Raw genomic sequence first — 15,862 nt, forward strand, 5'->3', positions numbered from 1 at the left:
CCTTAATTGGGCACGTACGGATCTGTGAGGGGCAAGGGGCACAATCCAAGACGGAAAGGCCCCGCCTACTCGACTATGCAGTTGAAAACAGCGGATTGGGCCTTAGCCTATTCTTTGTCCTTGCTGATGGACAGGGGGGCCCTTATTCGGTGGAAAAGGACCTCTTCGAACATGTAACGGACATCAGCGCTTTTATTTGTTCACTTGGAGATGAATTTCGCCCCGAGATCAGCAAATAAAGTCTCGGGTGTCCGTTAGCAGAGAGAAACGACGCTTTTCGTGAAGATAACGGCTGCTGTGTCCGGAGCGTGATGAGACATAGGATTCCTTCAACTGTATTATTTGTACTCAGTATTTGCTTGTCTCCCGTCCGCGCATGAACATCAACGCGAGACCGGCCCCAATGAGCACGATGGCGAAGATCGGTTGGTTGTGAAAAATGCCGGAGAAGAGGGAGCCAATGGAGAAAATGGCAAAGAACAGAACGGACATGACCGTCAAAATGTTGATCGGAATGAGCAGCCATTTATTGCGCCCGCCGAACCAATACAATTCGAACAAGCCGACAGCAGCGGCCAGCATAAAGCCGGGCCACATGAGATGCCAAATGTCAAAGAGCGTAGAGATTTGGCAAACGACGCCTGTCGTCAACAGGATGCCGCCGGGCACCAGTACCCCGGCGCCCCTGCGCTGCAGGATGAAGAAGTACAACCAATGAAAGAACACACCTAACGGAATAACGAATAAGGTTGGCCAAAAATACTCGAAGATCGTACCGGTACTGAACGTGACTTCCCCTTTTAGAAACATGAAGACGCCTAAAAGAATCAAGATAGGACCGAGAAAAGCGCTGCGATTCATATTCACTACATATTCACTCCTATTCGCTTAATCATTGCTTTTAGCATATCACGGCACTTTGGGGCTGTCTTCCTGCTGAGGTGGAGGAGGATATCGGTCTGAAGACTGATTTTTGCATTTGTCGGTTGTAAAAGGTGCTCTTAACCGCGGGCTTCCTCCCTCTTTTATGAAATGAAAACGAAAAAAGTGCACAAAAATAAGATAAACCTAGCCAAAGGAGCGGATCATCTATCGATCTTTGCTAGGCAAACGCAAAAAAAGGGCTGTTCCGAATGTTTTTCTAACCCTTCGGAGACAGCCCTAGTTGTATGCACTTAGAAAAACTTCACAAGTTGATCCTTGATCTCGTCGTTCGAACCGCCGACAACCGTTTGGAATTGCGGCTTGTCGAACAGCGCCTGAATTTGCTGCGGGTACGTTTGCTCGATGCCGCGCAGACGGATGGACTCATCGAATTTCGCCGGATGAGCGGTGGATAGCGCAACCGTCACTTCGCCGTCAGCCGCGATGCGGTCTGCAGCCGCTACGCCGCACGCCGTGTGCGGATCAAGCAAATAGCCGCACTCCTTGTAGTAGGAGCTGATCGTATCCAGGCACTCCTCGTTCTGTACGCCATGCGCAGCGAAATCCACTTGCACGGCTTGCAGCTTGTCGGCAGGAATCACAATGCGGCCTTCGGCTTTGAACTGCGCCATCAGCGCGTTAACCGCTTCGGCATCTTCGCCGTAGAGGTAGAACAGGTAGCGCTCGAAGTTGCTGGCTACTTGAATGTCCATGGAAGGGCTGTAGGTGCCGCGGAAAGCTCCCGGCTGGTACACGCCTTCCTTCACGAAACGCTCAAGGATGTTGTTTTCGTTCGTCGCCAGAATTAGCTTATGAATCGGCAGACCCATCTTCTGAGCGAGATAACCGGCAAAAATATCGCCGAAGTTGCCCGTCGGCACGCTAAAGTTGATCTTCGCCCCGGGATCGTTGGCCGTGATTTGGAAGTAAGCATAGAAGTAATACACCGTTTGCGCCAAAATGCGGGCGATATTAATAGAATTAATCGCGCGCAGGTGGTAGCGGTGCTTGAATTCAACGTCAGCGAACAGCTCCTTGATGATGCGTTGGCAGTCATCGAAGGTGCCTTCGACGGAGAGATTCAGGACGTTCTCGCTGTCAACGGTCGTCATCTGCAGCTCCTGCACCCGGCTCACCTTCTGGTGAGGGTGAAGAATACAGATGCGGATGCCTTCTTTGCCGCGCACGCCCTCAATCGCCGAAGCGCCGGTGTCGCCGGAAGTCGCGCCGAGAATGTGAATGATGGAGTTCGTTTTGCGGGAAACGTACGCGTATAAATTGCCCAGGAATTGCAGTGCAATGTCCTTGAAAGCAAAGGTCGGGCCGTGGAACAATTCGAGCACATACGTGCTATCGTTCAGGCGTTTGACAGGCGTCACAGCTTCATCGCGGAACGTGGCGTAGCTGTCGTCAACGAGCTGCTTCAGCTCATCGCGCGGAATTTCATTTTCGATAAATAGCGTGAAAATTTCAAGCGCCAGCTCCGGGTAGGAAAGCTTTTGCCATTTCTGGAGCGTGTCTGCGGATAGCTGCGGGATCGTTTTTGGAACAAGCAAACCGCCGTCGTTCGCCAATCCCATCAGGATGGCATCGATAAAACCGAGGGGTTCTACTTTTCCGCGTGTGCTAATGTATTCCATATAAGTCCCCTTATTCGAATGAATTTTCAGTTATTGTATCAAAAAACAACTCATTTGGACAGTGTGAGAAACCACGATGAACAAAGAAACCTCCCAATAGGTATGGAAGGTTTCAGCTTTTGCAAGTATTGCTTAATTATTCTTCCTTCTCTGCTACAACGATTTTCCACGCTGTTCCGATAGGCGGCAGGCTTTTCGTCAGGGCAGGTCCGTAGAATCCGATCACATTCGCGCCTTTCACAAGCGCAGATGTTTCGAGTTTGTCCCCGTTTTTATCAACGATAGCCGTATCTTTGGTAAGGTGCAGAACCACTTCGCCCGGCGCTGTTTCCGTTAAACCCTCGCCTTTGATGCGGATGCTCAGATCATCCTTGTTCTCGCTGCGTATTTCTTCAATGACACCTGCCGTTCCGATCATACCCGCTTGTGTTTTCGCATCAAGCACAGTCACTTTGGACGTTGGCGTTTGCGGCGGCAGACTCATCGTCATGACCATGGAATGCTCACCCGAAACGGTTAAGCCTACGTGCAGATCGGCAAGACTAAGCTTAGTGCCGTCCAACATTTGGTAGACCGTATCCTTGCCTACATTAAAGACGATGCCGTCGGTACCGACGCCTTGGATGTGAATCTGCGCATTGTCGCCGTCCGTGCGAATGGATGTGATGACGCCTGTTGCTTGCAGCTTTTTAGCCTCTTCCTTCATGGAGACAGAGATGGTGCTGCCTTTGGAGGCAAGGGATCCGTGAAGCACTTTGCTCACGAAAGAAGCAGGCACATAAAGCTTGTTGTCCACCAATTCGGGAGCTGTGCCCAGGGTTGTCAGCATTTTATTAATCGTATAGCGGTCTTCGCCGGTTTTTACAGTTGTAAACAAATTGCCTTTGGTCAAATCGACCGAATACGTTTCCGGATTCCAGGCCAGGGTGAAGCCAAGGCTTTCCGTTACGGCACGAAGCGGCAGCATGGCTTCAGCGGCGCCGGCTTTCAGAAATCCATGTTCAGATATGGAAACTCCATCAACTTGAACGGCAACAGAGCTCTCAATTTGGGCGCTAATAGGAACAATTGGAACGTTATCATTCGGCGCGGCATAAGCCGTACCGGCAGTCATCATGGCAGAGAGGGACAAAATGGCTAAGCTTTTTTTCATAACAGGTTTCATAGATGTACTTCCTTTCTGTATGCAAGGTTTATGTTTAGTCTGTCCTTACAAACGAAAGAAATTTCCGTAATGTTGCATGTGCAGGAAAATTTGATTAAATCGAACTTCCGCATAGACTTCAACAGGCTGAAACTATAGAATCAATTTATGTGCGAAAAATGGAAAGGGGTGGAATTGTTGTCTTTTATCATAAAGCTGCGGTGGTTTTTCAAAGAGAGATGGAAATATTATGTCCTGGCAATCGGGCTAATGATTGGTGTGAATTTACTGGCGACGATCCCGCCTAAAATGATAGGAAATACAATCGATCATATTCGCAGCGGAAACTTGACGGCTTCTACGCTCAATCAGACCGTCCTGCTGCTCATAGGGCTTGCCTTGCTTTTGTACATTATGGCTTATGTGTGGATTACGACGTTATTCGGCAACTCAGCGCTTGTGGAGAAGGTGCTCCGAGGACGTCTGCTTGCTCATTTGACGAAAATGACGCCGGCGTTCTTCCAGCGCAACAGCACGGGACAGTTAATGGCTTTGGCCACGAACGACGTGTTGGCGATCGGTCAAACGTCCGGGTACGGGGTGATGACCCTGGTGCATACCTTAGTCGGGGCATCCGTCGTTATCGTGACGATGATTTCCCTCATTTCCTTTAAATTAATGATTGCGGCGCTGATTCCGCTGCCTTTTCTGGCTTTTGTGATCAGTAAACTGGGTCAAAAGGTGAGAGTACGCTTCCTTGCGGCACAAGCCTCTTTCGGCAAAATGAACGATCATGCGCTGGAGTCGATCTCCGGCATTCGGGTCATTCGTTCGTATGTGCAGGAAGAGCACGATCTGACGGCTTTCGATCGAGTGACCTCTGACGTCATGAACAAAAATAAACGCGTCACCATGTTAAACGCGCTCTTTCAGCCGCTGACTTCGCTCATCGTAGGCTTGAGTTATTCCATCGGAATCGGCTACGGCTCTTACTTGGTGTTCCAAAAGGAGATTTCGTTGGGCCAGCTCGTTTCGTTCAATATTTACCTCGGCATGCTGATTTGGCCGATGATTTCTTTCGGCGAGTTTATCAACGTGCTGCAGCGCGGAAGCGCCTCAGCCGACCGGTTGGATACGGCGCTGACGCAGAAGGCCGATATCGTGGATGCCGCGAAGCCTGTTGCGGTAGATGTGCCCGAGCGGATCGAGATGAAGGATCTCAGCTTTACGTATCCGACCGCCAATCACCCTAGCTTAGCGCACGTCTCCTTCGAGTTGGAGCGCGGACAAACGCTAGGCATCGTAGGCCGTACGGGAAGCGGCAAAAGCACGCTGCTGAAACAGCTGCTGAGGCAGTACCCGATCGAACCCGGGAAGCTGTTCATCTCGGACGTGCCGATTGAGCATATTGCGCTGGACCGGGTGAAAAGCTGGGTTGCTTATGTCCCGCAGGAGCATCTGCTGCTATCAAAGTCCATTCGCGACAATATCGCGCTGGGCAAGCACGACGCTTCGCCGAAGGAGATTGCCTGGGCGGTGGAGATGGCTTCTTTCGCCCAGGATATCGAGCAAATGCCCGAGGGCTTGGCTACCATCGTCGGCGAAAACGGCGTCATGCTGTCCGGCGGGCAGAAGCAGCGTCTGGCGATTGCCAGAGCGCTGCTGATCGACTCCGAGGTGCTCCTGTTGGATGACTCGCTGTCCGCGGTAGATGCCCGGACGGAAAGCCGCATCCTACACAACATCCGCAAGGAGCGGGCCGGCAAAACGACGTTCATTACGACCCACCGGCTATCGGCGGTAAGCCATGCGAACTGGATTCTCGTCTTAGATGACGGAAGAGTCATTGAAGAAGGAACACATGAACAGCTCATGCTTTTTGGCGGTTGGTACCGGGAACAGTGGGACCGTCAGCAGATGGAAGCGAGCTTGGATGAATAGCGGGAGAGGAGGGGACAGGATGAATAAACCATCAACCACGAGAAGGCTTATCTCGTATGCGCTCGTCTATAAATTCAGAATTATCGGCGCGCTGCTCATCTTATGCTGTGCAGTCAGCGCCGAGTTAGCCGGACCTTATATCACCAAAACGATCATCGACCAGCACCTTTCCGTTGGAACAAGCCAGATTTCCTCCGTTCTTAAGCTGCTCGGTCTCTATATGGGTCTGCTGCTTATAGCAAGCATTTGCAACTATACACAAGCTTACTTATTCCAGTCTACAGCCCTGCAAATCATCAAAAACATGCGCATGGATTTAATGGGACACATTCAGCGCATTGCGCTGCGTTATTTCGATAATACGCCGATCGGTCAGGTAGTATCGAGAATTGCCAACGATACGGAGGCGGTGCGCGACCTTTTTATGAGCTTCATGGCAACGTTCGTTGTCAGTACGATGCAGTTAATCGGTATTTTCGTAGCTTTGTTTATTTTGGACTGGCATTTGGCCGTGTTTTGTCTGGTGCTGCCGCCGATTTTCGTTGTTATTATGAAGATTCACTTGAAATACTCGAAAGTGTTTATCACCATCATGCGTGCGCGGCTAAGCGATATGAATGCGATGATCAACGAATCGATCGTTGTCATGCCGATTATTCAAGCTTTTCGTCGTGAGAAAGTGACGCTGGACGAATTTGAGGTGCTGAACCAAGACCGCTATGTGAATCAATTGAAGCAGTTCCGTGTTTTCTCCCTGTCTTCCCGTAATATTGTGGGTACGATCGGGAGCTTAGTGACGGCGATGGTTATTTGGTATTTCGGCCGGGAATCGCTGCAAGCGGTTATTTCCTTCGGGGTATTTTATGCGTTTATTGACTATTTGGGGCGTGTTTTTCAGCCGATTATCGGGATCTTCGATCAGCTGACGAATGCGCAAAGAGCTTTCGTGTCCGCGGATAAAGTGTTCGCCATTATGGACATGGAAGGACAGTTTGTTGAGAAGACGGATAAGGTGCGCCGTCCGGAGGGGATCGTGAAGTTCGATCAGGTGACCTTTGGCTATAAAGAAGGGGAAAATGTGCTAAAGCAGATCTCATTCGAGGCGCGAAAAGGGGAAACTATCGCATTGGTCGGTCATACCGGCTCGGGCAAAAGCTCCATCATGAACCTGCTGCTCGGCTTCTACGAACCCAATGAGGGCAGCATTACGATCGATGGTCAGGATATCCGGACCATGTCGAAGCAGGCGCTGCGGAAACATATGGGGATTGTGCTCCAGGATCCGTTCTTGTTTGCAGGGGATATTAAGTTTAATGTGAGCCTGTACAACGAGGAGATTTCCTTGGATCGTGTGAAAAGCGCACTGAAAGACGTCGGCGCGGCCTCCTTCATCGAACAGCTGCCGAACGGCTACGATGAGCAGGTCGTGGAGCGGGGAAGCACGCTGTCCTCGGGGCAGCGGCAGCTCATCTCCTTCGCACGGGCGCTCGCTTTCGATCCGTCCATTCTCATTCTGGACGAAGCTACAGCGAGCATCGACAGCGAGACGGAGGGTCTGATTCAGCAGGCGCTGAAAGTTGTCAGCGAAGGCCGCACGACGCTCGTCATCGCGCACAGGCTGTCCACGATTCGCGACGCGGACCAGATTCTCGTCCTGCATCGCGGCGAGATCGCGGAGCGCGGCAATCATGAGACGCTGATGGCGCTCGGTGGACGTTACGCGAAGATGTATCAGCTGCAGAAGGGCGAATCAGCTATGGTGGAGGCGAAGTAAGTTAACTGGAGAACCTCCCTCTAAATTTGCTCGAATGATGCCCTTACGGGAATTTAGAGGAAAACCTCCCGTTATTTTGATCGGATTTCGTAGAATTCAAGAAATCGGTGCAAATAGACGGAGTTTTTCCAGTCTAAATGGGTCCTGACAGCATCTACAGTCAATTTAGAGGGAAAATTTTCCTTTATTTTGACTTTAGAAGCACAATTGCACAATAGGCTGTCCCACAAGTCATTGGGGCAGCCTCCGTTTATCTTCCCCATCGCAGATTTTTCGTTTTTTTCAAAATGCCTGTTGACATTTATCTTAAAATAAAGTATCTTTAAATCAAGACATCGAACGCAAACAAATGTAACCTAAGAAATGAGGTGGACCTGATGACCGAAACGCGAAACGATTCCCTGGACCTCTACATTGCACTTTCTAGAGCAAGCGAATGGGTCAACGCTCACGGCGACCGCGACATCCGCAAACATGGTTTGAACCGGACCGAATTCGGCGTACTTGAACTGCTGTACCATAAGGGTGCGCAAGCGATTCAACAAATCGGCTCTAAAGTGCTGATGAGCAGTGGGAATATCACTTATGTCGTCGATAAGCTGGAGAAGAAAGAATATGTCGTCCGCCGGACGTCAACCGAGGATCGCAGACTCATTTTTGCGGAAATTACGGATAAAGGCAAGCAGTTCATTGAAGAAGTGTTTCCTCAGCACACGGAAGTCATCGAGAAAGCTGTGGCCGGTCTCACGGAAGAAGAGAAGACGGTCGCCAGCCAATTGTTGAAGAAGCTCGGCAAGTTTGCTCAGGAAAATTTCAAATAGATAAGTAGTTTGTCCTTTTTTGGAGGCGCAGCTGCTTTCACTTTTATCATATATCTTAAAATAAAGATTCTTAAAATTGAAATGGAGGATGATGTTCATGAGTATCGCATTAGGATTATTGCTCATTCGTCTAGTTGTCGGGCTTAGCTTCATGGCCCATGGTTCACAGAAATTGTTTGGCTGGTTCGGGGGCTACGGTCCAAAAGGAACGGGCGGCTGGATGGAGTCCATCGGCATTAAACCCGGGGTTGCGATGGCGGTTATGGCCGGTTTGATGGAATTCGCAGGGGGGTTATTGTTCGCCGCGGGGCTCGGTACGGTTTTTGCTTCCTTGCTGATTGCGATGACGATGGTTATGGCGATTATCAAAGTTCACGGCAAGAACGGTTACTGGAACACAGCCGGCGGCTATGAATACAATCTTCTGCTGCTTGTAGTCGTTGTGGGCGTAGCGTTAACCGGCGCAGGCGCTTACTCCATTGATGCATTATTATTCTAAGATTCTTTCTACTCTTGTAAGGAAATAATTAAAACTAACGATTAAAAGGAGTGTATTCTCATGACAAAACAACAAACCGCAGGTATTCACCATATAACAGCTTTCGTTCAAAATGCACAAGGAACTGTAGATTTCTATGCCGGTATCCTTGGATTGCGCCTGGTCAAAAAAACAATCAACTTCGACGCGCCAGAAGTATATCATCTGTACTTTGGCGACGAGCACGGCAGCCCGGGAACGATCATCACGTTCTTCCCATGGGCCGGTTCCCGCAAAGGGCGTATCGGAGGCGGCCAAGTAGGTATCACCACTTATGCGGTGCCAGCCGGCAGCCTTGCCTTCTGGGAGGAGCGTCTGACGAAATTCGGCATTTCCTTTGAGAAAACGGAAAGATTCCACGAGACCTATCTGCAATTCGAAGACCGCGACGGTCTCAAATTGGAAATCGTCGAGCGTGAGCAAGGCCCGCTTAGCACTTGGGCTTTCGGCGGTATTCCTGCCGATAAAGCAATCAAAGGTTTCGGTGGCGCGGTTCTGTACAGTACCGCCCCTGACAAAACGTCCCAACTGCTTGAGCGGGTAATGGGGCTTGAGAAAGTAGGGCAAGAGGGTGCTTATGCCCGGTTCAAATCTTTTGGCGATATTGGGAACATCATCGACATTCAAGTGACGCCAATGCCATATGGCGCAGGCGGAGCGGGTACTGTCCATCATATCGCATGGCGCGCCAAAGATGATGCCGAGCATGAGCTGTGGAGAAACCATGTCCAAAACAGCGGCTACCATCCGACGCCAATTGTGGACCGCCAATATTTCAATGCGATCTACTTCCGTGAAGAAGGCGGCATCCTGTTCGAAATTGCGACAGATCCTCCGGGCTTTGCCAGAGACGAGGCGCCAGAAGCGCTTGGCGAACAAATCATGCTGCCTCATTGGTTCGAAGCGAACCGTGCTCAAATCGAGCGCAATCTGCCGCCGATCGCGGTGCGTGGATTGGAGGGAAGCGAGCAATGAGACATATTTTCCAACAAGGAACGGATTTGACAGCGCCGGTGCTCGTGCTTTTGCACGGGACCGGCGGCACCGAGCGCGACCTGCTTCCGCTGGCTCAGGCTATTTCCCCGGGCTCATCCGTATTAAGCATTAGAGGCAACGTGCTCGAAAATGGGATGCCGCGGTTTTTCCGCAGGCTGGCGGAAGGCGTCTTCGATGAGGAGGATCTCATCTTCCGCACGAAGGAGCTGAACGATTTCTTGGATGATGCTGCTGCGGAGCATGGTTTTGACCGCCGGAATGTGGTGGCTGTCGGCTACTCCAACGGCGCCAATATTGCGGGCAGCCTCTTGTTCCACTACCCGGGTGCGCTGCGTGGCGCGATCCTTCACCATCCGATGGTGCCGCGGCGCGGCATTCAGCTTCCGGATCTGTCCGGCACGCCGATCTTCATCGGAGCGGGCAGCAACGATCCGATATGCTCGCCGGAGGAAACCGAGGAGCTGCAGCAGCTGCTCCGTGAGGCGGGAGCCGAGGTGACCGTGCAATGGGAGCGCGCTGGGCACCAATTGACGCGTACAGAAGTTGAGGCAGCAGGGGCTTGGTTTAAGGCAAATCTAGCTTCAGCATAAAATAATAAGCAAAGCGGGTGATGCAGGGTGATCGCGATCGACCCTTCGAATCAAACCGAGCGGGAGAATTACAAGCTGCTGATCGGGAGTATTATTCCCAGACCGATTGCGTTTGTCACTTCTCTTTCCGCCGCGGGAGTGCTCAATGCCGCTCCCTTCAGTTACTTTACCATTGTGACGGCAGACCCGCCGATGGTTGCCGTATCGGTACAACGAAAACAGGGCGAGCGCAAGGATACTTCGCGCAATGCCATGGACAGAGGGGAATTCGTCGTTCATATATCGGACGAATCGTATATCAGCCAGATCAATCAAGCGGCAGCCGCGCTGCCGCCTGATGAGAGCGAAGTGGCTTTGGCGGGCTTAACCCCGGTCGAAAGCACGAGGATAGTCGTTCCCGGTATTGCCGAGGCGAGCATCCGGATGGAGTGCGTCCTGGAGCAGTCGATACCGCTTGGAGGGACCGAAGGCGCTCCCTCTACCGATTTATTAATCGGCAGAGTGGTCCACTTCCACATCGCCGATGCCTTGTATGAGAACGGTCATATCGATGCGCAAAAGCTGAAACCGGTTAGCCGGTTGGCCGGCAACTCCTATGCCAAACTGGGAGAACAGTTTGAGATCGAGCGCCCTGTTTGAGGGAAAATGAAAAGCCATATGTACCTGTTGTTTTGGACGTATTCATTTTGTATCCCAAAACCCGATAAATTTAGTATACTTACTAGAGTTACTATAAAGCGGAGGAATGGATGATGAAACGGATGAATGTATATAAGCTGCGATGGATTGGCGCGGTTTTATTGGTCGCTCTGCTGGTGAACCTGTACCAGCCGGCGGCCTATGCGCTGACGACAGTCGGACAAGAGATCACCGGTCCGGCTTCATCCGGCTATGGCGAATCGGTGCAATTTACATCGGTGGTTTCGGATCGTGCACCCGAAGGGTCGGTGCCAACAGGTAGCGTCATATTTTATGATGGTGGAACAGCGATTGGGACTCCACAGGTGCTTACAGCTTCGGAGCCGACGGTTGTTTTTAAGAGCTCGGGAAGTGCCCCGGAACAACCTGGCAAGAAATTCACTTGTTCCAATTGTCCCGCTATTCAATGGGGCGGGCTGACTTATTGGGCATATAGCGATACGGATAATAATATGAAAGTGTATTTGTATGCTTTTGACGCAAATAACAGCTTGGTGAAATCATGGGAATTCTCAGGCAATCGTTATGTGACAGATATTAAGGTAGATAACATCGCCAAAACAGTTACGTTAATCGGTCAAGACAACGTGCCCACTACGAGAACCTGGGGACAGCTTGAGAATTACAATGCTTATGCCTCCGTGTCTGTTTCCAATTTGGGGGTCGGGACACATACGATTACGGCTCTTTATGCAGGCGATGGCGTGCACGATTCAAAATCGACAACTTTTATACATACGGTTAATAAAATTCTAACGAATACCAGCCTGAGCTCGAATGCCGGACTGATTTACGTTGGCGAACCGGTCACCTTCACAGCCACCGTTACCAAATCCAATGGCAGTCCTGCCGCGGCAAGCGGGACGGTCACCTTTCAGGAAGGCAGCAATGTGCTGGGAACCGCGATGGTAAACGGAAGCGGTGTCGCTGCATTTACGACGTCGGTACTGCCCGTTAACGGTTATTCGGTTACCGCGACTTACAATGGCGATGCCCAGCATTCCCCAAGTACGTCAAGCAGCTTGTCGCAATCCATTCTGGGAATACCGACCGCAGTAGCGGTTGCGGCTAGTCCCGGTTCCACGACTTACGGGAATTCCGTGACGCTGACGGCAACTGTGTCGAATGGCCTGCCGAGCCTTTTGGGACCGACAGGGACCGTAACGTTTAAGGAGGGCTCGACAGTTCTCGGCACAGGGACGTTAAGTTCGGGAATAGCGACGTTGACGACTTCCATTTTAAACGTGGGATCTCATTCGATTACGGCCTATTATGGCGGAAGCTTTACGCATGTTGCCAATAGTTCAAGCTCTGCATCGGTGATTATTAGCAAAATTCCTACTTCTGCAACTTTGACGGTTACAGGCGGGACGGGGGAGTCCTCCTCTTACGGCACTTCTCTGACTTTAACGGCAACCTTGGCGAATACCAATGGAAGCACGATTGTGCCTGGCAGTACCGTAACGTTCAAAGACGGCACAACCGTGTTGGGAACGGCGCCGTTAAGCGGAGGTACAGCGGTATGGACGGTGCCTGGCAGCTTAGCCGCAGGATCCCACGCATTCAAAGCTGAATACAGCGGAGACGACGTCCATGCGACCAGTCCACCGGCCGTTGCAGGGCACACCGTCAATAAAGCGGCAACGACTATTACGATAGAGCCGCCAATTTCTATCGTTGTAGGCGGAACGGCTGTATTAAAGGCAAATGTTCTAAATACCACGAACAACAGTGTGAAACCGACCGGAACCGTTACTTTCAAAAAAGACGGCGAAGTCATCGGCCCATCCAGAGCGCTGGATAGCAGTGGCGCCGTTACGATAACCGTTCCCGGCCTGCGGGCGGGCGATCGATTCATCAAGGCGGAATATGGCGGGGATGATAATCATTTTGCGAGCGTGTCATCCGAAGTAACGCAGCCTGTTGCGAAAGCTCAGACAGAAGTTCAGCTGTCCCTGTCATCTGAAACAAGTTACTACGGGCACAGTGCCGTGTTTCAAGTGCAGGTGCAAGGGAGTGCGGGATCGATTCCAGGCGGAACCATATCGCTTATCGATACCAGAGGAGGCGAGCCCGTTATTTTGGCTCATGATCTGGCTTTAGACAGCAGCGGAACCGTGACATGGAACACCTCGGATCTTCAAGTAGGGGTACACCGGCTAAAGGCGCACTACAATGGGGACGATACCTATTTATCCGGGGATTCGCCTGAGAAGCCTTTCACCGTTGAGGCGATTCCAACCGTCATTGCGCTTTCTCCTTCTGAGGCGGAAGCTGCCTATGGGCAACTTTTCAACTTTACGGTGCAGGTTTCGAATACGGATGGGGTTCAGGATACCGTCCGGCCAACAGGTTCAGTCATTTTTAAAATCCAACATCAACAAGTGGCCGAGATCCCTCTGGATGGGAACGGACAGGCCGTTTATACGACAGATGCCTTGACTGTAGGGGCTTGGACGCTGGAAGCCTACTACAACCCCGACATTCAGCACTCGGCGTCGGAGCCTGCATCGGCTGCAGTCATTGTCAATAAAGCAAGTACGGTAACAACCGTACAGTCATCGGGTGGGATCGTCGTGGGCGAAGCGGCAACCTTTACGGCTAAGGTTGGAAATACTTCGAATCCCGGCATCCTGCCAACGGGGACCATTACTTTTAAAAATAACGGAGTCGCCGTGCTGTCACCTGTAACATTGGATAGCAATGGCACCGCGGTGCTTACCGTTCCGAACCTTCCAGTGGGCGATCTCTCCATTACTGCGGAATATAGCGGTGACGGCAATCATTTGGCAGGTGCCTCATCGCCAATCACCCAGCCGGTTTCGAAAGCACCGGTTACGGTTCAGCTCTCTTTGACACCGCAGTCGGGAGAAAGCGTCTATGGACACGCTGTGACTGTGACCGTGCAGGTAGCAGGAAGCGGCGGTTTTGTCCCGACAGGGACGGTAGCTCTTTCAGGCACAGGCACAGGCAGCTTCAGCCATTGGCCGAGCGAGCTGCTGTTGACGAATGGGACAGCCACTTGGGAGACGCAGCAGCTTGATATTGGTACGCATGCGATCGTTGCCCGGTACTCAGGCGATAACGAGCACCTCGCGGGGGTGTCGACCAGCAGTTCTCTGCACATTAAACCGATTCCAGTTACGGTTGAAATGACTGCGTCCGTTACGGAGGCTGTTTATTACGGAAGCCCGATTACATTTACGGCACATGTGACCAATACGAATGGAGAGCCGCAACTTCCTGCCGGCCATATCGTGTTTACTGGTGGGAATTTGCCTGACACACCGATGAGTCTGGACTCGGCAGGCTTTGCTTCCATCACGACAGCAGCGCTGCTGCCGGGTGACTACTCCATTCAAGCCGCTTACGTACCTGACCTGCTGCATGAAGAGAGCAAATCGAAGCCTATTGTGCAGGCGGTGAAGCCTAATACGCAAGGAACCGTACTAGTTCTGAATCATCCGAGCGCAACCTTCCAGCTAGGAGAGTCCATTCAATTCTCGGTATCTGTAGGGGACTTGATTGGCGATTTGACCCTGCCGGGGTATATCTCGTTAAGAGAGAATGGCACTGAGCGAGCGAGGGTAACGACAGATGTGTACGGAAATGCGGAAATAAGCTTGGCGGACGTCAGCTCTGGTACGCATCGTTTTACGGCCTTATACCAAAGGGAAGGCATCACCAACGGCACGGAATCGCAAGAAGTGACCGTTGTTGTACAACCTGCTTTCACACAACTTTTCCTAACGAGCGAAGACTATGGCAAAATGCTGCCAACGTCCACGCCGTGGATCTCGGCTGTCGTACAAGGGGCTAGCCCAACGTTTACGTTCCGCCCAATTTCCGCAGAGGCAGGCACTGCCATCCAGTTGAAGCGGGTGAATCCGCAAAATGGCGAGCTTGGCACAGCAATCGAACTGACCAACGGGCAGAGCGCGCCTGTTCAATTGGCGGAGGGACTTAACCGATTCCAGCTGAAACAAGTGAGCTTGGATGGCACAGCTTCAAAGGAGCATATCGTGTCCCTCTTTTATCAAAATGGGGACAAGCGGTGGGATATCTCCAGTGTGCTGGCTGCGACGCTATCCGGCTATGACATGGACGGCAACGGAACGTTCGACAAAGCCGATGTCATTGAACTATTGAAGTTAATTGAGCCGCTTTCGGCGGGGAATAATCGACCGTAACACAAAAGGCTTGCTCCTAGTGGTTTTCTATTAGAGAGCGGGCCTTTTTTTGGTTGTGGGGTGGGGAATAGCTGGGGGTAGCGTGGGAGTTAGTTGAGAGAGCCGGAAAGGCTGTCGGGGGTGGTGGGAATGGTGTTTGTGCGTGAACAGTTGAGCAGAGAGAGCCGGAAAGGCCGTCTCAGGAGGTGGAAATGATGTTTGTGCGTGAACAGTCGAGGTGAGAGCGCCAAAAAGGCTGTCTCACGGTGTGAAAAGTAGCTGGATGCGACTGAGAGAGCCGGAAAGGCCGTCTCGTGAGGTGGAAATGGTGTTTTGTGCGTGAAAGTTGAGCTGAGCGTGCCAAAAAGGCTGTCTCACGGTGTGAAAAGTAGCTAGATGCGACTGAGCGAGCCGGAAAGGCCGTCTCGTGAGGTGGAAATAGTGGTTTGTGCGTGAAAGTTCTATCGCAGAGGAACAGGAGTCCACTATTTTGGCGATATGCGGAGTTTTCGCTGACTGTGGGGAACAACAGGGCCTTATTTCACCAGAAATGGTCTTCTGTCAATAAAACGGACACGCAGTTAAGGAACTACCATAGATTTATGCTAAAAGATTTTCATAGTAGA

General features: G+C 51.5%; 12 protein-coding genes. 9 read left to right on the forward strand and 3 right to left on the reverse strand.

All coding sequences use genetic code 11. From position 1 onward, the window contains the following. A partial coding sequence (locus tag AC3WRW_RS31585) for a hypothetical protein (protein ID WP_492550185.1) occupies positions 1–239 on the forward strand: 239 nt, incomplete at its 5' end. A 109-nt stretch (positions 240–348) separates the two neighbouring features. Here AC3WRW_RS31585 and AC3WRW_RS31590 read toward each other — a convergent pair. The 3 genes from AC3WRW_RS31590 to AC3WRW_RS31600 form a co-directional block, all read right to left on the reverse strand. Then, complete coding sequence (locus AC3WRW_RS31590) at positions 349–861, reverse strand: hypothetical protein (protein ID WP_492550195.1); 513 nt, start codon at positions 859–861, stop codon at positions 349–351. Positions 862–1,175: 314 nt separating this feature from the next. Next, entirely contained in the window at positions 1,176–2,564 is a 1,389-nt protein-coding gene (gene thrC, locus AC3WRW_RS31595; RefSeq protein ID WP_492550186.1) for a threonine synthase, read from the reverse strand. Positions 2,565–2,700: 136 nt separating this feature from the next. Next, complete coding sequence (locus tag AC3WRW_RS31600; RefSeq protein ID WP_492550187.1) at positions 2,701–3,729, reverse strand: copper amine oxidase N-terminal domain-containing protein; 1,029 nt, start codon at positions 3,727–3,729, stop codon at positions 2,701–2,703. A gap of 174 nt (positions 3,730–3,903) precedes the next feature. Between AC3WRW_RS31600 and AC3WRW_RS31605 the strand changes: the two genes are divergently transcribed. From AC3WRW_RS31605 to AC3WRW_RS31640, 8 genes are all read left to right on the forward strand, one after another. Beyond that, a complete protein-coding gene (locus tag AC3WRW_RS31605) occupies positions 3,904–5,649 on the forward strand; it encodes an ABC transporter ATP-binding protein (RefSeq protein ID WP_492550196.1) in 1,746 nt (581 codons plus the stop codon). Positions 5,650–5,668: 19 nt separating this feature from the next. After that, complete coding sequence (locus AC3WRW_RS31610) at positions 5,669–7,423, forward strand: ABC transporter ATP-binding protein (protein ID WP_492550188.1); 1,755 nt, start codon at positions 5,669–5,671, stop codon at positions 7,421–7,423. A 377-nt stretch (positions 7,424–7,800) separates the two neighbouring features. After that, positions 7,801–8,244 (forward strand): MarR family winged helix-turn-helix transcriptional regulator, encoded by a 444-nt coding sequence (locus AC3WRW_RS31615; RefSeq protein WP_492550189.1) that lies wholly within the window; start codon positions 7,801–7,803, stop codon positions 8,242–8,244. Positions 8,245–8,341: 97 nt separating this feature from the next. Beyond that, positions 8,342–8,743, forward strand: coding sequence for a DoxX family protein (locus AC3WRW_RS31620; RefSeq protein ID WP_492550190.1), 402 nt, complete (start codon positions 8,342–8,344; stop codon positions 8,741–8,743). Positions 8,744–8,803: 60 nt separating this feature from the next. Next, positions 8,804–9,757 carry a ring-cleaving dioxygenase gene (locus AC3WRW_RS31625; protein ID WP_492550191.1) on the forward strand — a complete coding sequence of 318 codons (954 nt, stop codon included), beginning with the start codon at positions 8,804–8,806 and terminating at the stop codon, positions 9,755–9,757. Then, positions 9,754–10,368 (forward strand): alpha/beta hydrolase, encoded by a 615-nt coding sequence (locus AC3WRW_RS31630; RefSeq protein WP_492550192.1) that lies wholly within the window; start codon positions 9,754–9,756, stop codon positions 10,366–10,368. Before AC3WRW_RS31625 ends, AC3WRW_RS31630 begins: the two co-directional genes overlap by 4 nt. A gap of 27 nt (positions 10,369–10,395) precedes the next feature. Further along, positions 10,396–11,007, forward strand: coding sequence for a flavin reductase family protein (locus tag AC3WRW_RS31635; protein ID WP_492550193.1), 612 nt, complete (start codon positions 10,396–10,398; stop codon positions 11,005–11,007). 113 nt (positions 11,008–11,120) lie between these two features. Further along, the gene (locus AC3WRW_RS31640; protein WP_492550194.1) at positions 11,121–15,257 is read left to right on the forward strand and encodes an Ig-like domain-containing protein; all 4,137 of its coding nucleotides are present in this window, start codon (positions 11,121–11,123) and stop codon (positions 15,255–15,257) included. Positions 15,258–15,862 lie beyond the last annotated feature (605 nt).

It is taken from the genome of Paenibacillus sp. FW126-R14 (assembly GCF_058789495.1).

Coding starts and splice junctions, on each gene's coding strand:
- AC3WRW_RS31590 (WP_492550195.1), bottom strand. CDS start 861: ATGAATCGCAGCGCTTTTCTCGGTCCTATCTTGATTCTTTTAGGCGTC.
- thrC (WP_492550186.1), bottom strand. CDS start 2,564: ATGGAATACATTAGCACACGCGGAAAAGTAGAACCCCTCGGTTTTATC.
- AC3WRW_RS31600 (WP_492550187.1), bottom strand. CDS start 3,729: ATGAAACCTGTTATGAAAAAAAGCTTAGCCATTTTGTCCCTCTCTGCC.
- AC3WRW_RS31610 (WP_492550188.1), top strand. CDS start 5,669: ATGAATAAACCATCAACCACGAGAAGGCTTATCTCGTATGCGCTCGTC.
- AC3WRW_RS31615 (WP_492550189.1), top strand. CDS start 7,801: ATGACCGAAACGCGAAACGATTCCCTGGACCTCTACATTGCACTTTCT.
- AC3WRW_RS31620 (WP_492550190.1), top strand. CDS start 8,342: ATGAGTATCGCATTAGGATTATTGCTCATTCGTCTAGTTGTCGGGCTT.
- AC3WRW_RS31625 (WP_492550191.1), top strand. CDS start 8,804: ATGACAAAACAACAAACCGCAGGTATTCACCATATAACAGCTTTCGTT.
- AC3WRW_RS31630 (WP_492550192.1), top strand. CDS start 9,754: ATGAGACATATTTTCCAACAAGGAACGGATTTGACAGCGCCGGTGCTC.
- AC3WRW_RS31640 (WP_492550194.1), top strand. CDS start 11,121: ATGAAACGGATGAATGTATATAAGCTGCGATGGATTGGCGCGGTTTTA.